At 72.2% G+C, this 18,560-nt stretch carries 15 protein-coding genes; 5 read left to right on the forward strand and 10 right to left on the reverse strand.

Annotated features, from left to right (window positions below; all coding sequences use genetic code 11):
- The first annotated feature begins 209 nt into the window (after positions 1 to 209).
- Positions 210 to 1,847: an FAD-dependent monooxygenase gene (locus tag SPRI_RS01785; protein WP_053556654.1), complete on the forward strand. Its 1,638-nt coding sequence runs from the start codon at positions 210 to 212 to the stop codon at positions 1,845 to 1,847.
- A gap of 249 nt (positions 1,848 to 2,096) precedes the next feature.
- On the opposite strand, the gene SPRI_RS01790 is transcribed toward SPRI_RS01785, so the two are convergent.
- The gene (locus SPRI_RS01790) at positions 2,097 to 3,230 is read right to left on the reverse strand and encodes a S1 family peptidase (protein WP_037772928.1); all 1,134 of its coding nucleotides are present in this window, start codon (positions 3,228 to 3,230) and stop codon (positions 2,097 to 2,099) included.
- Between the two features lie 257 nt (positions 3,231 to 3,487).
- Between SPRI_RS01790 and SPRI_RS01795 the strand changes: the two genes are divergently transcribed.
- Both SPRI_RS01795 and SPRI_RS01800 read left to right on the forward strand, forming a co-directional pair.
- Positions 3,488 to 5,155, forward strand: coding sequence for a serine/threonine-protein kinase (locus SPRI_RS01795; protein WP_053556655.1), 1,668 nt, complete (start codon positions 3,488 to 3,490; stop codon positions 5,153 to 5,155).
- Positions 5,152 to 5,787 (forward strand): hypothetical protein, encoded by a 636-nt coding sequence (locus SPRI_RS01800; protein ID WP_234020303.1) that lies wholly within the window; start codon positions 5,152 to 5,154, stop codon positions 5,785 to 5,787. The genes SPRI_RS01795 and SPRI_RS01800 overlap by 4 nt, the downstream gene beginning before the upstream one ends.
- 118 nt (positions 5,788 to 5,905) lie before the next feature.
- Here the strand turns inward: SPRI_RS01800 and SPRI_RS01805 are convergent, their stop codons facing one another.
- Together SPRI_RS01805 and SPRI_RS01810 are read right to left on the reverse strand one after the other, a co-directional pair.
- Positions 5,906 to 8,098 (reverse strand): discoidin domain-containing protein, encoded by a 2,193-nt coding sequence (locus SPRI_RS01805; protein ID WP_005307467.1) that lies wholly within the window; start codon positions 8,096 to 8,098, stop codon positions 5,906 to 5,908.
- A 452-nt stretch (positions 8,099 to 8,550) separates the two neighbouring features.
- Positions 8,551 to 9,603: a LacI family DNA-binding transcriptional regulator gene (locus SPRI_RS01810; protein ID WP_005307470.1), complete on the reverse strand. Its 1,053-nt coding sequence runs from the start codon at positions 9,601 to 9,603 to the stop codon at positions 8,551 to 8,553.
- Positions 9,604 to 9,907: 304 nt separating this feature from the next.
- Between SPRI_RS01810 and SPRI_RS38385 the strand changes: the two genes are divergently transcribed.
- Positions 9,908 to 10,066: a hypothetical protein gene (locus SPRI_RS38385; RefSeq protein WP_158685118.1), complete on the forward strand. Its 159-nt coding sequence runs from the start codon at positions 9,908 to 9,910 to the stop codon at positions 10,064 to 10,066.
- A gap of 192 nt (positions 10,067 to 10,258) precedes the next feature.
- Positions 10,259 to 11,779, forward strand: coding sequence for a DUF6056 family protein (locus tag SPRI_RS01815; protein WP_053556656.1), 1,521 nt, complete (start codon positions 10,259 to 10,261; stop codon positions 11,777 to 11,779).
- Here SPRI_RS01815 and SPRI_RS01820 read toward each other — a convergent pair.
- The 7 genes from SPRI_RS01820 to SPRI_RS01850 all read right to left on the reverse strand — a co-directional run bounded on the left by SPRI_RS01820 (position 11,754) and on the right by SPRI_RS01850 (position 17,968).
- Positions 11,754 to 12,731, reverse strand: coding sequence for a glycosyltransferase family 2 protein (locus SPRI_RS01820; RefSeq protein ID WP_037772939.1), 978 nt, complete (start codon positions 12,729 to 12,731; stop codon positions 11,754 to 11,756). The genes SPRI_RS01815 and SPRI_RS01820 overlap by 26 nt on opposite strands.
- A gap of 188 nt (positions 12,732 to 12,919) precedes the next feature.
- A complete protein-coding gene (locus tag SPRI_RS01825) occupies positions 12,920 to 13,897 on the reverse strand; it encodes a lytic polysaccharide monooxygenase (protein ID WP_005307481.1) in 978 nt (325 codons plus the stop codon).
- Positions 13,898 to 14,047: 150 nt separating this feature from the next.
- A complete protein-coding gene (locus SPRI_RS01830) occupies positions 14,048 to 15,079 on the reverse strand; it encodes an endonuclease/exonuclease/phosphatase family protein (RefSeq protein WP_182327901.1) in 1,032 nt (343 codons plus the stop codon).
- A gap of 59 nt (positions 15,080 to 15,138) precedes the next feature.
- Positions 15,139 to 15,807, reverse strand: coding sequence for a TetR/AcrR family transcriptional regulator (locus SPRI_RS01835; protein ID WP_005307488.1), 669 nt, complete (start codon positions 15,805 to 15,807; stop codon positions 15,139 to 15,141).
- Between the two features lie 76 nt (positions 15,808 to 15,883).
- Positions 15,884 to 16,213: a nuclear transport factor 2 family protein gene (locus SPRI_RS01840; protein WP_005307491.1), complete on the reverse strand. Its 330-nt coding sequence runs from the start codon at positions 16,211 to 16,213 to the stop codon at positions 15,884 to 15,886.
- A 46-nt stretch (positions 16,214 to 16,259) separates the two neighbouring features.
- Positions 16,260 to 17,159, reverse strand: a complete 900-nt coding sequence (locus tag SPRI_RS01845) for an SDR family oxidoreductase (protein ID WP_005307494.1) — start codon at positions 17,157 to 17,159, stop codon at positions 16,260 to 16,262.
- 62 nt (positions 17,160 to 17,221) lie between these two features.
- Complete coding sequence (locus SPRI_RS01850) at positions 17,222 to 17,968, reverse strand: SDR family oxidoreductase (RefSeq protein WP_005307496.1); 747 nt, start codon at positions 17,966 to 17,968, stop codon at positions 17,222 to 17,224.
- Positions 17,969 to 18,560 lie beyond the last annotated feature (592 nt).

Below are 18,560 nucleotides of genomic sequence, written 5' to 3' on the forward strand. Positions count from 1 at the left end.
GAATTGAGCGGCCCGACCGCCCGGCCGGGCCCGTCACGGAGGGTACGGGCCGGGCCCCGATGAAGGCACCCCCCGCAACGTCGCAGGCCATGACGCCGGATCGGCGCGCCCCTGTTCCCCCAGGTCGACGCGGCCCCGTGCGGGGGGCGACCATGAGAGCAAGGGGGCCGATCGCCCCGCGCGCCGGGGCTCCCGACGGGAGATGCCGGATGGACCGGACAGATGTGCTGGTCGTGGGGGCGGGCCCGGTCGGGCTCACGGCGGCGGCCGAACTGCGCGGACGCGGCGTCACCTGCCGCCTCATCGACCGGCTGCCTGGCCGGCTGCCCTACGCGAAGGCCGTCGGCATCCAGCCCAGGACGCTGGAGATCTGGGACCGGATGGGGATGGCGCGCGAGGCCCTGGCCGCCGCCGCGCCCATGCGCGGTCAGCTGGTGTACGTGAACGGCGTGGAACGGATGCGGTTCGAGCTCAAGCTGCCGCCGGACGTGCCGTACGGCTTCGCCGCCCTGCCGCAGTACGAGACCGAGCGGATCATCGAGGAGCACCTCGCGCAGCGGGGCACCCGGATCGAACGGGGCACGGAGCTGGTGTCGTTCGTCCAGGACGAGGAGGGGGTGTGGAGCACGGTCACCACACCGTCCGGACGCACGGAGGAGATCAGGTCCCGTTACCTCGTGGGCTGCGACGGCGCGCACAGCATCGTCCGCAAGACGCTGGGGCTGACCTTCGAGGGCGGCGCCTTCCCCGAGGAGTACATGCTCGCGGACGTCGAGGCGGACTGGGGTCTGCCGCCCGGCTACAGCGTGCGCGCCTCGCACACCGACGGCGACGGTGCCACCGACGACCTGCTGGTGTGCATCCCGCTGCCCGGACACCGCCGTTACCGGATGTCGATGCTGGTGCCGCCGGATCTGTCCGTCCGGCGGCAGCCGGACGCCGACACGGTGGCGCACGGTCTGGAAGGCGGCCGGGCGCCGGGGCTGGAGCATGTGCAGGCCGTCCTCGACCGGCTGGCCCCGGAGCCCACGACGGCGTCGGCGCTGCGCTGGTCGTCGGTGTTCCGCATCAGCCATCGGCTGGTGGACCGGTACTCGCGCGGCAGGGTCTTCGTCGCGGGCGACGCCGCGCACATCCATCCGCCGACCGGCGCCCAGGGCATGAACACCGGCATCCAGGACGCGTACAACCTGGCGTGGAAGCTCGCGCTCGCCGTGGCGGGGACCGCCGGTCCTCACCTGCTCGACAGCTACGACGCCGAACGGCGGCCGGTGGGCGAGGAGGTGGTGGGACGCACCGTGCGGCACGCGACCGCGGGCGGCGTCCAGGCGGACCCCGAGGAGCCGCGGACGCTCATGCTGCGCGAGGCCCAACTGCTCGTCGGCTACCCGGGCAGCCCGGTCGTCGCTTCCCGCGGCAGTGGCCACGACGGTCCTGACGCGGGCGACCGCGCACCCGACTGCGGCGGTCTCGTGGGGTCGGTCGCCACGTTCCCGGTGCGGCTGTTCGACGTACTGCGCGGCCGCGACACGCACACGCTGCTGCTGTACGTGGGCGACGGGAACGATGCGGAGTCGTGTGTGCGGCTGGCAGAGGAGGCCGCCCGTCTGACGCACGGAGAGGTGGGGACCTGTCTCGTCCTCCATCCCGACGTCGCGGCGCACACGGGCGCGGACGGCACCTTCCCGCAGGCGTGGCGGGACGGTCGAGGTGAGTTCGGGCGGGTCTACGTTGTGCGGGGCACGACCGGTCTGCTGCTCCGCCCGGACGGCTATGTGTCGCTGCGGCGGACGCCGCCGTCCGTGGCCGAGTTGTCGGCGCACCTCGCCGGGGTCCTGCGGACCTGACCCGGCGGGCGGCGCGCGGTGCGGGGGGGGGCGTTGCGTGCGACGACGGCGTGGCGGGCACGTGCTCACGTGCCCGCCACGCGGCTCCGATTCCGGTTCCGGCTCGGGTTTCGGTTTCGGTTCGGTTCGGTGCAGTGCAGTTCGGTTCGGTTCGGTTCGAGGTGACCGGGACAGGTGCGGGCCGCCCGCCGTGGCGGCCCGCGCCTTCCCGGACCCGGTCCCGGGTGCGGGGTGCGGGGTGCGGGTGGGTCAGGCGGTGTGCAGACGCAGCCCGTAGCGGCCGAGGATCTCGTTGACCGGCTGGTGCCATGTCTGGCCGCCGCCGGAGCAGTTGCCCCAGCCGCCGGAGGTGACGCCCTGCGCCTGGTCGCCGCTGATGAACGAGCCGCCGGAGTCGCCCGGTTCCGCGCAGACGCTGGTCTTCGTCATCTGATGGACCGCGCCCTGGCTGTAGTTGACGGTCTCGTTCTTGGCGAGGACGTTTCCGCAGTGCCAGTGCGTGGTGGAACCGGAGCGGCAGACGGAGGCGCCGATCGGGGCCTCCGCGGAGCCCCTGACCAGCTGGTCGGGGACGGTTCCCCAGCCGAGGACCACGGGGACGGTCCACCAGCCGCTGCCCACGCTGACCCAGGCGTAGTCGTCACCGGGGAACGAGGAGCCCTGGAAGGTGCCGATGTGCGTGCCGTCCCAGCCGCGTACGGTCGCGCCGGCCCGTCCGCAGTGGCCCGCCGTGACGAAGCCGCCGTGCACGGAGAAGCCGATCGAGCAGCGCACGTTGCCCGTGTAGTACGGGTCGCCGCCGACGGTCCCCGCGGCGAACGGCGTCGGCGCCTGCGCGGTCTCCCGGACCGTGATCGGGCCGGCGTCCCTCGCCCGGTCCAGGAAGGCCCGGACATCGTTGTCATCACGCTCGGAGGCGACCACGTTCACCACGACCCGGTTCGCTTCCGGGTCGACGTGCCAACTGGCCACGCCCGCAGGCGCTTTCAGGGCGTCGATCTCGCTCTTGACCGAGTCGAGCTGCCGGGCGCTGTGGCGGACGAGTGCCGTGTCGGCGCCGGTCGCCCGTACGGCGCGGGCCTTGCCCGCGTCGGTGAGGGCCACCGTCAGTCTGCCGGTGTCCGCGTCGAACCAGGAGCCGCCGAAGGCCGCACCGGCGGCGCGGCGGGCCTTTCCTTCGACGGCGGTGGCGGTCTTCTCCGCGGCAAGGCGTGCGGTCGCCTCGTCCGCGTCGAGTCCCAGGTCGCGCTGCATGGCCCCGAGCAGGCCGGTGGAGAGCTTGGGCTCCGCGTCGGGGACGGAGGCGGCCGCGGGGCCGGCGCCGACCGCGGCCCATGAGCCGAGGAGGAGGAGTGCGGACAGACCCGTGCGTATGGCTGTCATGCGTCTCAAGGCGTTGACCTTTCGGTTGTTCCAGCATCGTGGGGGACGGAACAGGCCGTACGTGGAGCGCGTGTCGAGAGCCTCCTGAGAGCGCTCTCATCGCGCTCGGCCGGAGCGTAGCCGAACACCGGGGGGCAGGTCCATGCCAATCACATGCCGGAGCTTCGGGACGCCGAACGCCGAGAGCCTTCCGGCGGGAACCGCACGTGAAAGAAATGTGTCTGTGGTGGGGACAGCTCGTGGGCGGGGGAAACGTGATGAACACCTGGTCGGTGCCCGGGTACACCGAGTCCCGGGAGCTCGGTGCGGGCGGCTGCGGACGTGTCGTACTCGCCGTCCACGACGCCACCGGCGTGCCCGTGGCGGTGAAGTACCTCAGCGAGCGGCTGCGCGCGGACTCCGGCTTCGTACGCGAGTTCCGGGCGGAGGCCCAGTTGCTGGGCGGGCTCGACACTCCGTACGTCGTGCGGCTCTACGAGTACGTCGAGGCGCCGCAGGGCGCCGCCATCGTGATGGAGCTGGTCGACGGAATCGCGCTGCGCGCCCTGCTCCTCCGGGAGGGCGCGACCGGTCCGGAGGCGGCGCTGGCGGTACTGAAGGGCTCGCTGCTGGGCCTCGCCGCCGCACACGGCGCGGGCGTGGTGCACCGCGACTACAAACCGGAGAACGTGCTCGTCGCGGCGGACGGCTCGTCCAAGCTCGTCGACTTCGGCATCGCCGCGCACCGTGGGAGCACACCGGGCGTGGCGGGCACCCCGGCGTACATGGCGCCGGAACAGTGGAACGGCGAACCGGCCTCCCCCGCAGCCGACGTGTACGCCGCGACCGCGACGTTCTACGAGTGCCTGACGGGCCACAAACCCTTCCGCGGCGAGAACTTCGCCGAGCTGGCGCTCCAGCACATCGGCGCGCCGGTCCCCGAGCACGACACGCCCGAGCCGGTGCGGCCCCTCATCCGGCGGGGGCTCGCCAAGTCGCCGGAGGAACGGCCCGCGAACGCGGCGGCGTTCGTGGCCGAGCTCGAGACGATCGCACAGGCGGCGTACGGGCCCGACTGGGAGGAGCGGGGCCAGCGCAAACTGGCGGCGCTCGCCGCGCTGCTGCCCCTGCTGTTCCCGTCGGCCGGCGGGCCCGCCGGGACCACCGACCACGCCACCACGTCGATCGGCGGCCCCGGTGCGGGGCCGGCCATCGGCTCCGGCATCGGCGCCGGCGGTTACGTGCCGCCGGCGCTGCGCAAGGCGCTCGCCGGCGTGGCCGCGCTGGTCGTGGTCGCGGTGGTGGCCGTCGCGGCGCGGGCCGGTGAGGACGCCGCCCCGCGGACGACCGCGCAGGCCGTCGCGACGACCAGCGCCGTGCCGGGAGGATCCGCCTCACCGGTGGTGGACGGGGGCACCGACGCCGGGCCGTCGCCGTCGGACGGCGGCTCGCCCACCCCGTCGGCGAGCACGGCCACCGGGCCCACCGCCCCCTCGCCGACCGCGTCGGCGCCCCCGGCCCCGCCGACGACGTACGCGCCGTCCGCGTCACCCACCCTGACCGCCTCCGCCGAGCCGTCCACGGAACCGACCACCAGCGCCCCGCCGACCGTCGCGCCGGTGCAGGTCAAGTCGGTGTCCGTGACCGGCTTCCGGCAGACGGGCACGGCGACGGCCGCCGCGACCGTGGATGTCGTCACCGACGGCACCGGCCCCGTGAAGGTCGTCGTCTCGTGGTTCACGAGCAACGAGAAGGGCGTCCTGGGCACCGTGGAGACCACGCAGTCCTTCGAGCGGAGCGGCGCGACGCAGTACACCCTCGCCCTGGACCACACGTTCCAGGGCACGGGCTGCTACTGGGCCGTGCAGGCCGGCACCGATCCGGCGGCGGCGACTGGCAGTTCCACCCAGCAGCTCCTGACCAGAAGGGGGTGCCCGGTCCTGTGAACGACCCACGCACACCCGCCGGCGACGCGGACGAGTACAGCGCGACCGCACTGGGCAGCCACTGGTTCGAGCGTCCCGCCCCCGGTCCGGTCCCCGACCGCGTCGAGGGCGACGTCGTGCGCTTCGGTCCCGGGGTGACCGCTTTCGTGCGGGAGCGCGGAAGCGGTGCCACGGCCGCCGGGGTGTGGCACGGGACGCTCGCCGGGCAGCCCGGTGACGATCGCGGACCGCGCGGGCGCCGGCGCGGCCTGCGCCGGTACGCCCTGGCCGCCGCGGTGCTCCTGGCCGTGCTCGGCTTTCTCGCCTGGCAGCGGTACGGGCCGGGCGTGGCCGTACGGGACGTGGCCGTCAGGACCTCGCCGGACGGGCCCGGCTGTGGCGGGACCGCCGACGTGGTCGGCCTGGTGCGGACCGACGGCCGGCCCGGCACGCTGACCTACCGGTGGGTGCGCAGTGACGGCACCGACTCGGGGCTGCTGCGCGAGCGCGTGGTGCGCGGCCAGAAGCAGGCCCGGCTGCACCTGTTGTGGACGTTCGAGGGACGGGGCGAGTACCGCGCCGGTGCCGAGCTCCGGATCCTCTCCCCGTCCCGGCACTCGGCGGCCGCGCGGTTCACCTACCGCTGCCCGTAGGGCCTCTCGTGGTTGAGGGGCGCACCCTCCGGAGGGCGGGATCGCTCCCGCGCCGGTGGATACGCCCCTCGCTCCCGTGCGGTCGGCGGCCGTCGGCGCCGGCCCGCCTACCGCTGCGTCAGGGGAAGTTGACGACGGTCGAAGGCACCGTCGAGGTCCCTGACGTGGGAGAGCCCGTGTCGTTGATGACATGCTCGTAGTGGCCGTGGCCGCTGAGTGAGACGACGAGCAGGCTGTGGAACTTCACCCCGGGCTTGACCGGGGCCTTGAAGCCGTGGTCCTGCCGGATCGTCGGGTCCACGTTGTAGTAGCAGTAGCTGCCCATCCCCCATCCTTCGTGGGTGTTCACGGAGTCGTCGACGCGGTAGGCCGCGTAGCCCTTGGTGGCGCCGTTCTGGATGGCGGCCTGGTTGGGCGCGTCGTAGGCCTTCTCGTTCTGGAAGAAGATGGTCCGGCCGCGTTCGCCGTACCACTCGACGTCGTACTTGTTGAAGTGCTCGACGAACAGGCCGGTGGCCAGCACGTCGTCGCCGTGGACGCGGACGCCGTAGTCGGCCCGGTTGGTCTCCCAGCCGACACCTTCACCGTGGTCGGCGCGCCAGACCCAGGTGTGGTCGATGATCGTGTCGTCGCTGTTGACGACCATGCTGGTGGTGGCCTTGCCGGGGCCGGCTCCGCCGATGCGGATGAAGACGTCCTGCACGGTGGTGGGGTTGGCCGCGTGGTCGGCGGACGCGCCCTGGGGGCCGATCTCGAGCAGGGTGGGCGAGTTGACGGGCCCGGCGTCGATGAGGAAGCCCGCGAGCCGCACGCCGTCCACGTCGGCGACCTTCATGGCCGTGACGCCGTTGTCGGGGATGATCGTGGCGAGCCCGAGGCCGAGCACGATGGTGTTCGCGCGGTTGACGTTGATCGTCCGGTCGACGTGGTAGACGCCGGGCGTGAACAGCAGGTGGAGGCCCTGGTCGAGCGCGGCGTTGATGGTCGCGGCGGTCGCGCCGGGCTTGACGACGTAGAACCGGTCGAGCGGGATCGACTCGCCCTGCGGTGCGCCGTTGCCCCAGGAGGTGCCGCGCGCGTTCACCCGCTTGGCCGGGGCGAACACCTTGTACTGGCCGCCGTCCAGGTAGAGGAAGGGCTTCTCACGGGAGACGGGCGTGGTGTCCAGCGTGGTGTACGGCGGGTTCGGGAAGCCGGTCGCGGGCGCGCCCTGGACGCCGGAGAAGGTCATGTTCCACACGCCGTTGGTCCAGCCGCCCACCGAGCTGTCGCGGGTGTACCACTGCTGCTGCGAGTACGGCCCCACCGTGCCGTCGATCTTGCTGTCGGCGATGTAGCCGCCACTGGCCCAGCCGTAGCCGCTCGGGGCCAGGTTGAGGCCGCCCTTGACGTGCATCCGGCGGAAGGGGGCGGCCTGGGAGACGGCCCAGCGGTTGGTGCCGTTGACCGGGTTGAGGGCGAGGTTCTCCGCGGAACGCCAGAAGTTCTGGGTCGCGTTGCCGTCGAACCAGCCTGCGTCGACCGTCACATCACCGTTGAAGGTGGTGTCGTCGGGATTGAGGCCGAGGCCGGAGATGGAGGTGTAGAAGCCGATCTGCGCGTTGATGTTGTTGTACGTGCCCGGCTTGAACAGCAGTTGGTAGCGGTCGGCGCCGAACTGCGCAGACTCCTGGCGGCGGAAGATCTCGTCGAGCTTGCCCTGGATGTCGGGCGTGGAGGGGTCGAAGACGAGGACGTTGGGACCGAGGTCGCCGCCGCCGGGGATCTCGGGGCCGCCCCCGTTCGTGGTGCCGTAGATCTTGAACTCCCAGAGCGAGTAGCCGTACTGGGTGGCCCGGGCGGTCCCGTACATGCGCACGTAGCGCGCGGTGCCGGAGACGTTCAGGGTCTCCGTGCCGCCGGGGCCGGTGGTGGTGGAGTGGGCGGTGGTCCAGTCGGTGCCGTTGCCGGACAGCTCGATGCGGTAGCCCTTGGCGTAGGCCGCCTCCCAGGCCAGGACGACCTGGCTGACGGTGGCACTCGCGCCCAGGTCCACCTGGATCCACTGCGGGTCCGAGAAGGCGCTGGACCAGCGGGTGCCGGCGTTGCCGTCGACGGCGTTGGCAGCGGCCGTGCCGCCGTTCTCCTCGCTCGAGGCGGTCACCGTCCTGCCCTGGGACAGCAGGACGGGCGCGGCCTGCGCGGGCGCCGCGGGCAGCAGACCGAGCAGGGCGGCGACCATGGCGGTGACGATCAGCGCGACGGTGCCGCGCCGCCGGTGGTGCGCGAGGGTCGGGGGTGGTCCGAGCTGTCTTGTGGGGGCAGCGGGCATGGCTGTCTCTCCTGGGGGGTCATGGGCGGGTGGTGGTGCCGTTGCTGGGACTGGTGCTGGTGCCGTCGCGGTACGGAAAGCCGGCTCAAGCTACCGAGAGAGCGCTCTCTCGGGTACACGGATGATTCTCCCGGTGTTACGCCGCCGTCAAGACTTGTGCAACAACTCGCCCAACCTGGCGGCGCATTGAGGCCGCTGAGTTCAAGTCCCGAACGTATTCATGCCCTTTGGGGACCTGGAGGCGGGCCGGACCGGCTGTTGACTTCCGTTCCTTCATCCGGTTCACGAGGTTGGAGGTGAGGGTTCACCGCTCCGGGAGAGCGCTCCCCGTGGTGGAGCGCTCTCCCGCGACGGAACGACTCCAGCCCCGGCCCCGCGCTCCCTCAGGCCCCGTCGCAAGCGATACCGAGGTCCCGTAAAGGCGCTTGCTCAGGCCCCGTACAGGCGCTTGCTCAGGCCGACTCGCGGATCACCAGCGACGGGTGGAAGATCACCGAGGGGAGGGGGTCGCCCGGTTCGCGGATCTGCCGCAGCAGCAGCCTCGCCATCTCCGACGACATCTCCTCGACCGGCTGCCGTACCGTCGTCAGCTGCGGGTCGCACGCCTGCGCGGCGTTGCTGTCGTCGAAGCCGACCACGGCGACGTCCTCGGGCACCCGCCGGCCCTCGCGCGACAGCACCGGCAGCGCACCCATGGCCATCAGGTCCGAGGCGACGAACACACCGTCCAGGTCGGGCCGCCGCGCCAGCAGCCGCTTCATGGCGGCCGCGCCGCCGACGTGCGTGAAGTCGCCCTCCACCCAGGTCAGATCGTCGATCCCGTGCAGGGCGAGGGCACTGCGGAACGCCGCCAGCCGCTCCTGCCCCGCGGGCATGTCCTGCGGTCCTGTCACCGTGCCGATCCGGCGGCGGCCCAGCGACACCAGGTGTTCCGCGGCCAGTTCGGCGCCGGCCCGCTGGTCGACCTCGACATAGGTGAGACGGCCGCTGCGGCTGCTGCGCCCCGAGAGCACGGCCGGCAGACCGGTGCCGGTGATCAACTGGGGCAGCGGGTCGGATCCGTGCGAGGAGACCAGCACGACGCCGTCCACATGACCCTGGCGCAGGTACGAGAGCAATTGACCGCGGGACGTCTCGTCGTCGACCAGCATCAGCATCATCTGGACACCTGCCGGCCGCAGCACCTCCAGCAGCCCGCTCACCACGCGCCCGAAGTACGGGTCGGTGAACATCCGCCCCACGAACGGCGTCGCACCGGACCGCTGCTCCTGCTCCGAGACGACGAGCGCGATGGAGTCGGTGCGGCGGGTCACCAGGGACCGGGCGGCGCGGTTGGGGACGTAGCTGGTCGCGGCTATGGCCTCTTCGACGATCCCCCGCAGCCCGGGGTCCACCGTCGGCGCCCCGTTGATCACCCGGGAGACGGTGGCCCGGGAGACACCCGCCACCCTGGCCACGTCCTCGAGAGTCGCGGGGCGGGTGGGCAGGGGGGCATCGGCAGTCATGGGTTCTTTATACCGGGGCCGGTGGGAGCGGCCGGACGATCCTGCCTGCTCACGGGGTCCTCTCGCGTGGACGAGGCCGGAGGGCCGACGCGCCCGTCGGCCGACGCGCCGCAGCAGGCCGGGCCGTCGCGCACCGCCCGGGCGGTCCGGGCGCCCGGCGTGTCACTCCCGCGCGCGTCGCCCGCCGCATCCCGGGGCGTCGGCGTCACCCGGCCGCGGGGCCGCGTCAGCGCGCTGACCAGCGGATATGCCAGGAGCCTGCCGCGTGCCGGATCGGCGTGCGGCAGACTCGTGCGGCAGACTCGTGCGGCAGACTGAGGCCGTGGTCCGGCTGCGCCGGCACACCGCCGCGCCGGCCGAGGAACCCCTCGACGTGTTCTGCGACGAACTCCTCATCGGACCGGGCACCGACAGCGCCGACGACATCGCCCTCCTCGTGGCGCGTCCCGTACCCCCGTCCTGAACGGCGGTACCCGCGCGAAGGGGTTGGCCGCCTGCCGTCGCCGCCGCACGACGGTCCGGCTTCTTTCGATCGAGCGCGCCTTGCGAGTCACAACGCGTCACGGCCGGCTGCCGCTGGATGCTGAGGGAACGGTGCACCGGGAATTCGCCTCTTCGGTGCCGGATCAGTGGTTTACGGAAGGGCAGTGGTGACATGGCCGTCGGCGCATCGGGCGTCACCGTCGCGAGTGAGGTGGACTCCCCCGGCGGCACGGCGGGGGCCGTGGGGCGACCGGAGGGGCGGCGTGGAGGTCCGGCGGTGTGGGCGGGGCTCTGGCCGTTCGCCCTGGCGGCGCTGCCGCTCGGGCTGTTGGTGCTCGCGTCATGGTTCGGACGTCATGTGCGGCCCAGCGCCGACGAGTGGTGCTTCCTGCCGGTGGTACGGGACGACGGCGTCTTGGGACTGATCGGGAAGTTCTGGTTCACCGACAACGGGCGGCTGGGCAACGGCCTGCTCGTCGGTCTGTACGCCGAGTTCCCGGTCGCGGGCCACCAGTGGTTCGGCCTTGTCAGCGGTCTCGTCATGCTGGTGCTGCTGTGGGCCCTGGTCGTGCAGGTGCTGCGCAGGGCCGGGCAGGAGGTGCCGCGCGGTGTGCCGCTGTTCGTGGCGGCGATGGTCTGTGCCGTCTTCCTGTTCGCCACGCCCAACACGTACAAGACGTTCTACTGGCCCGCCGCGTCCGTGTCCCACACGGTGGCGCCGGTGCTCGCGTGCGCCGCCGTGCTGCCGCTGCTGTGCGCACGCCGTCGCGCGGGCAGGGTCGCCGCGGTGGTGTCGGCCGCGTTCGCCGGGGTGTTCATGGGGACGCTCTCCGAGGAGGCGTCGGTCGTCGCGCTGGTGGTGCTCGCGGGCGTGGTGCTCTTCGCGCCCCGGTTTCTCGCCGCGCCGGTGCGCCGCCTCGCCCGGGTCTGGTCGCTGGCCGGCGCGGCCGGTGTCGCGGTAGGGACAATGCTGCTGTTCCTCTCCCCCGGCTCCCGGAACCGCCGCGAGCGCTACGGGGCCGAGAGCACGTCGATGCTGTCCCCCGACTCGCTGCTGGGTTCGCTGCGCGGCTATGTGGAGATCCTCGGCACGGTGTTCGGCACCTGGCAGTACCTGGGTGCGGTGGGCGCCGGGGTGCTGCTGGGGCTGGTGGCGCGCGGGCGGCCCGGCCGGGCCCCGGTGCCGGCGAGGCCGGTGCTGCTGCTGGGGCTCGGGGCGGCGGCGTTCCTCGTCGCGGGCTGGCTGTGCACCGTGATCACCTACCCGGTCTTCGGGGAGCGGGTGGTGACCACCGAACGGACGTGGAACGACTACCTGCTGCTGCTCGTGGGGCTCCTCGTGGCGGCAGGTGCGTTCCTGGGGCGCGCGCTGCGGCCGTACGTACGTGGCCGCCGGTCCGTGGTGACGACGGCGGCTGCGGCGGCCGTGTGCGCGGCCACGGTGCTGAGCCTCGTGGGCCCGCTGGTCGACCTGGGCCGGGACATGCGGGTGCGGGCGGAGCGTTGGGACCACCAGGACCGGTATCTGCGCGAGGGCGCGGCACGGGGCGCGAGGGAACTCCCGTACACGCCCACGCCGGTGGCCAGGATGCTGGAGCCGTTCGGGCAGCAGGGGCGCAAGGTGTGGCCCGCGCAGTGCGTGGCGGACTACTACCGGCTGGACAAGGTCACTTACTCAGAGCGGCTTCCCTGACGGCGGGACCGGGCTGCGCGGCGCCGGAATCGTCGGTCTCCCGGACCACGTAGTGGGGCCGGCGCTTGGTCTCGTGGTAGATGCGGCCCACGTACTCGCCGATGATCCCGAGGGTGGCGAGCTGGATCCCGCCGAGGCCCACTACGGCGGCGATCAGGGTCGCGTAGCCGGGGGTCTCGACGCCGTCCAGGACGACGTTGAAGAGGATCCACACCGTGTAGGCGAGCGCGGACAGGAAGAGCCACAGACCGGTGTGGATGGCCAGGCGCAGCGGGCGGGTGTTGAAGGACAGCAGCCCGTCGATGCCGTAGTTGAGCAGCCGCCGGCCGCCCCACTTGGAGCTTCCTGCGGCACGCTGCACATTGGTGTAGGCGAAGCTGACGGTGTCGAAGCCGATCCAGGAGAAGAGTCCCTTGGAGAAGCGGTTGGACTCGGGCATGCTCAGCACGGCCTCGACCGCCCTGCGGGACAGCAGCCGGAAGTCCCCCGCGCCGTCGACCACTTCGACGTCCATGAAGCGGCGGACCAACCGGTAGTAGCGCTGGCTGAGGATCGTCCGCAGTGTGCCTTCGCCGGTGCGGTCACGGCGGGCGACGACCTGGTCGTAGCCGTGGCGGTGCAGCTCGAGCATGCGCGGCAGCAGGTGGGGCGGGTGCTGCAGGTCGGCGTCCATGAGGACGACGGCCTCGCCGCGGGACATCCTCAGTCCGGCGAGCATCGCGGACTCCTTGCCGAAGTTGCGGCTGAAGGAGGTGTAGCGGACGCGCGGGTCCGTCGCGGCGAGCTGCTTGAGGCGCGCTCTGGTCCCGTCGCCGCTGCCGTCGTCGACGTAGCAGATCTCGAACTCTGTGCCGGTCGGCTCGAGTGCCGCGACGAGTTCCTGATGGAACAGGTCGATCACGTCGTCCTCGTTGAAGCACGGCACGACGACCGAAGTATGGACCGTTGTCATGTCACTCCATGCAGCTGTGGTGCGGGCGGGCTGCGCTTCCCGGGGGCCGTTGCATGGAGGGAAGAGGGCCGGCGGGCCGCGGAGGTTGCTCTCATGATGGCTCCGGTGCCCGTCCTCACCCGGAATTGGGCTGTCGGAGGGCGCGCCCCGTCGGGGCCGCCGGCCGGCGGCGCTTCGATGACGGGCTGTCAGAGGTGGTTCCTGCGCCGCAGGACCACCGATCCGCAGACGGAGACCAGGGCGAGGGCCGCGGCGGCCGCACCGAACAGGACCGTGGGGCTGCTGCCGGAGGCGCTGCCCGCGGGCGCCGGGGCGGCCCGGCCGGAGGACGGCGCCGGAGCCGGGGCCCCGGCCTCCGGTTCGCCGGGCGTCGGTTCACCGGGCGCCAGGGACGGGGCGGGCTCGGCGGGTGGTCCCGGCGACGCCGCGCCGGTGGCCCCGCCGGCCGGCTCGGAGGGCAGTTGCGAGGGCGGGGTTCCGGGCCCTGACGCGCCCTGTCGGCCGTCGCCCTGTTGACCGTTCCCGGGTGTGAGGACCACGTCCGAGCACGAGTAGTAGGTGTCAGGGGTGTCCGTGTTCCGCCATACCGTGTAGAGCACATGCCGGCCCGTGAGCCCTGCGGGCAGGCGTCCGCCGATCCGGTACGCGCCGTCCGTGAGCGCGGGATCGGTGGCCGTGGCGATCGGGCGGGTGTCGAGATCGGCCCACCGGAGCGGCGCGGCCGGGTCGTACCCCTGGCGGGTCAGGTACAGCTCGAAGGTTCCCCGGTGCGGGATGCTGGAGCGGTAGGTGAGGGTGAACGTGCCACCGGACCTGAGCGGTGTGGCGGGCCAGTCCCTGCGGGCGGTGTCCAGGCCGCGATAGGCGTCGAGGCCCGCGCTGCACAACTGTCCGTCGGGTACGGCCTCCTGGTCCCTGCCGTCGACGCCGGGCAGCCGCAGGTCGTCCCACGCGCCGATGGGGTCGCCCCCGTTCGCGGCGACGGCGGCCCGGCACGCGCCCGACGCGCGCTGTGCTCCGTCCAGTCCGCAGACGGCGGCTCTGCTCACCGGGTCGGTCGGCGTCCCGTGGGCCAGAGCGGGTGCGCCGGCGGCCAGCAACAGCGGTACGGCGCCGGTCAGTGCGGCGACTGCGGCGGCAACAGGGGTACGGCGACGTCCGGTCATCGGCTGCTGACCTCCTCGGGCTCGACGGCTGCCGTGGAGTACGGGCGGGGCGGCGCGGGCGTTCACCGCGGATGCGCGGGCATTCATCCCGTGGGTCCGGTCGTTCACCGCGCTCGGGCATTCACCGTGCGGGCGCGGCGGGCCGGGCGGTCACAGGGTGATCGTGGCGGTGATCGGCAGATGGTCGCTGCCTGTGGCCGGCAGTGAACGGACGCGGGTCACCGCCGCCGACCGGGCCATGATCTGGTCGATCCTGGCGACGGGGAAGGACGCCGGCCAGCTGAAGGCGAAGCCCTCTCCCGCCACCCCGACCTGGGCCAGTACCGGGTCGAGCCCGCGGTCGTCGACGGTGCTGTTGAGGTCGCCCAGCAGGATCACCCTGGCCTCCTTCTCGGCGGCGAGGGCGGCGCCCAGCAGCCGGGCGCTCTCGTCGCGCCACGCCGAGCTGAAGCCGTGCCGCAGTCCCAGGCGCACCGAGGGCAGATGGGCGACGTGGACGGCGACGGGGCCCTGCGGGGTCACGGCTGTGGCGCGCAGGGCGCGGTTCCATCCCGGTCCGAAGCCGCGCGGCTTGATGTCCACCGGCCGCACGTCCTCCAGCGGATGTGCCGACCACAGGCCGACCGTCCCGACGACCGCGTGGTGCGGCAGGTGCCGCGCCAGTTCGTTCTCGTAGGCGAGCAGCGCGGCGGGCGTCACCTCCTCGAGGGCGACGAGGTCCGGGCGCACCCGCAGCAGGGTCCGTGCCGTGCCTGCCGGGTCGGTGTTCACGTCGTTGACGTTGTGCTGCACGGCCACGAGGCCGGCCCGTTCCTCCGACGCGGGCGCCGGCCGGGGCGCGAAGAGGATCGACCACGCGGCGGCGGGCAGCAGCAGGGCGACGAGCGCGGTGACGGAACGGCGCAGCAGCGCCGTCACCAGCAGGAGGGGAACGGCGAGACCCAGCCAGGGCAGGAACGTCTCGAGCAGGCTGCCGATCCGGCCGACGGTGTTGGGGACGGCGGAGTGGAAGGTGAGCAGGCAGGCGACGAGGACGGCGAGGGCGGCGAGAACGCGCCCCCGGCGGAGTCGCGAGTACCCGCGGTGGTCCGTCCCCCAACTGCCCGGCGCGGGACACCGGATGCCGAGCCGCCGGGCGAAGGTCCGGGACCCCTCCGCGCGGTGCTCGACCGCTTCGCTCATGCCGTCGCTCCGTTTCCCCGTCGGACCGACGATCTTGCCGGCCGCCCCGGCAGGCGTTGTCAGTGGCCGTCCTGCGCGCTGGACGCGGGCTGCTGCACGGTGGGGTGCGACCCGGCGGACGGGGTGATTCCGTCGAACAGGTTGGCGACCAGGGCGACGACGAAATCATCGGTCACGGGCTCGTCCGGGATCAGCATGCGGTGGTAGACGGCCCCCCAGAGCTGGTCGACGAGGACCTGGACGTCGATCTCGTCCCTGATCTGTCCTTGCTCCTTGGCGCGCGTCAGTCTCTCCCCGGCCAGCCGTCGGCGTTCGGAGGAGTACAGGGAGCGGAAGGCGGTGGCCAGGTTCTCGTCGGTCTGGGACTGGCCGACCAGCTCCGTCACCACCCGCCCGGCCGGTGTTCGGGTCATGAGGTGCGCGAACGCACGCAGCTGGCGTGTGAGGTCGGCGCGGATGTCGCCGGTGTCCTCGAAGGCGAGAGTCTCTTCGACGGCGTGGAAGTAGCCGTCCAGGGCGAGGGCGCCCTTGGAGGGCCACCACTTGTACAGCGTCGTCTTGCTGACACCGGACAGGCGGGCCACTCCCTCGAAGGTCAGGTTGGCCATTCCCTCCTTCAGGAGCACCTCCCCGACCACGCGGAAGACGTCCGCGCGGACCTCGTCGGCCGGGCGGCGCCCGCGCCCGCGGGCCGGGCGGCCGTGGGCGCCCTCGGCCTGCTTCGTCACGATGCTCTCCCTCGCTCGTTCTCGGATCGGATCAGTCTAGGAAGCGGTGCGCTTCCCACGCGGTCCGGGCGTCGGATCACCCGATCCGCAGATCCGCGATGAGACCGTCGCGCAGGCGGAAGGTCAGCGAGCCGGTGCCGTTGTAGCCGTTGCCGGACACCCGCAGGTTCACGACATAGGTGTCCGGACCGTCGCCCGGCGACGAGCCGAGCAGCTGGAACCGCGCCTGGACGCCGATGTTGTCGGTGCGGTCCCAGTCCCGGACGCCTTCGCGGCCCCGGTACGTCCGGCCCCAGTCGTTCAGATGGGCGTCGGGGGTGAACGCGGCGACGAAGGCCTCGGAGTCGGCGCTGTTGGTGGCGTCGATGAACGTGCGGATCGCTGCGGGCAGGTGTGTGGTGGACATGGTCCCTCCTTCTCTTCTGGATGGCCGGCTGCGGTCGTCCGACGCGTCAGGACTGTGTTCCTTCGACGTGGAGCAGTTCGCCGAAGCCGAGACGGGTGACGAACTGCTCCTGGGCACGACGCAGGACCTCGTTGACCTCTTCCACTCCGGCCTGGCTGAAGTCGACGACGGTCCGGAAGGGGCGGGAGCCGGCCGGAAGGGCGATGATCCGGGCGATCTCGTCGGCGACGGCACGCGGGTGGGCGTCCACGCCGGGCGGGAACAGTGCCTCCGTGGCCTTCTCGTTGCGGGCCACCATCGGATCCAACGCCGCATAGGCGCTGGTGCGTGCGGCGTCACCGGCGTGGCCGGCGTTGGGGAAGTGCTCGGTTCCCTGGGTGAAGGGACCCGGCATCACGATGGTGGTCCCGATGCCGAACCGGCCCACCTCGTACGCCGTGACCTGGGCGAGCGCGTCCGCGGCGAACTTCGACGCCACGTAAGGGCCGAGGAAGGGCGGAACCACCACCGAGGTGGTGCTGCCGACGTAGAGGAGCGTGCCAGAGCGGCGTGACCGCATGTGCGGGAGAACAGCCCGGTTGACGCGCTGGATACCGACCACGTTGACGTCCAGGAGGCGATGGACGTCCTCCGGCGTGAAGGCCTCGACGTAACCGACGTAGAGGTGCCCTGCGTTGTGGACGACCGTGTCGAGGCGGCCGGCGTCTTCGAGGATGGTCGCGACGGCCGCTTCTGCCGAGGCATCGGACTGCACGTCGAGCTCGACGACGCGGATGTCGTGCCCCTCGCGGCGGCCGAGCCGCAGGAGCTCCTCGGCGTGGCCGGCGTTGCGGCCCCGGACGCTGCGCATACTCGCGTAGACGGTGTGGCCGGCGGCGGCGAGCGCGCGGGCGGTGAGGTTGCCGATGCCGGTGGCGGCGCCGGTGATGAGTACCACGGATGACATGGGTCTTCCCTTCCAGGAGGGTGCTTCGCGGGTGCCGGGGCCGTGCTTGCGGTGCCGGGCGGTCAGGCGAGACCGCCGTTGGTGTAGAGGACCTGGCCGTTGACCCAGCGGGCGGGGCCGGCGAGGAAGGCGACCGACTCGGCGATGTCGCGAGGCTCGCCCAGCCGCTCCAGCGGGGTGGCCTTGGCGAAGTTGGAGATCGTGGTCTCGTCCTTGCCTTCGAGGAAGAGCGGGGTGGCGACCGGACCGGGCGCGACGGTGTTGACGGTGATGTCCTTGCCGCGCAGTTCGCGGGCGAGGATCAGCGTGATGCTCTGCACCGCGGCCTTACTGGCGACGTACGCCCCGTAGGTGGGCAGCTGGGTGCGCGTGACCGACGTGGACACGTTGATGATCGCGCCACCGGACCGTACGCGGCGGGCGGCCTGCTGGGAGACGACGAAGGTGCCACGGATGTTCGTGCGGTGCATCCGGTCCAGGTCGTCCAGGTTCAGCGTGGCGATCGGCGCGAGCACCATGATCCCGGCAGTGTTGACCACCACGTCGATCCCGCCGAAGGCCGTCTCGGCGGCGTCGAAGGCGGCCGCCATCGCTTCCTCGTCGGCCACGTCGCCGCCGACCGCGACGGCCTGGCCGCCGGACGCGGTGATCTGCTCGACCAGGGCATCGGCCTTGGCCTTGTTGCCGGCGTAGTGCACCGCGAGGGCGAAGCCATCCGCGGCGAGCCGCTCGACGACGGCCTTGCCGATGCCACCGGAACCGCCGGTCACAAGCGCGACGCGGGGGGTGGTGCTGTTCGTGCTGGTCATGAGTCTTTCTCCTCCGCAAGAAGTGGACGGTGAGTCCATATAAGCAGAATATGAACGCGCCGTCCATATCTTGCCCGGTGTTTTTTTCCAGGGCCGCTGCGCGGGCAGCGCTCGCCTCCTGCGGAGCCGGTACGTCGCCGGAGGCCTTGTTCAGGCCCGGACGGCCTGCCGGCGACGGCGACGGCCCACTGTCAGGCCGTGTGGGACGTGACGGCGTGGGAAGCGCCGCTTCTCGTGCACAACCTGCTAGAGACAAGGGGGCAGATCTACTGATCCGCCCCGACCTGTTCAGCCGTCTCCACGACACAATCGGCGCTACTCGCTGCCGCGTCGGCCGAGATGTTTCCTACATGCCACGGGGGCAGCTCAACAGCCCCGATGATGAGGACGACTGAAGCCGTTGAGCCGTGGACGGCCATACGGATCTCGCCTTCCATCCGGTCCGGTCTGCGCGCCATGGTCGACGGCATCAGTGATCACAGCCGGCCGGAAGACATGTCAGAGCGGGAGCCGGCCTTCAGAACCAAACGTGGGCCTCACAGTCCTGACCAGCACGAACTGCGCACCTGCCGTGGGAGTCGGCACGAGAATG

The organism is Streptomyces pristinaespiralis (assembly GCF_001278075.1).
Classification (GTDB): Bacteria; Actinomycetota; Actinomycetes; order Streptomycetales; family Streptomycetaceae; genus Streptomyces; species Streptomyces pristinaespiralis.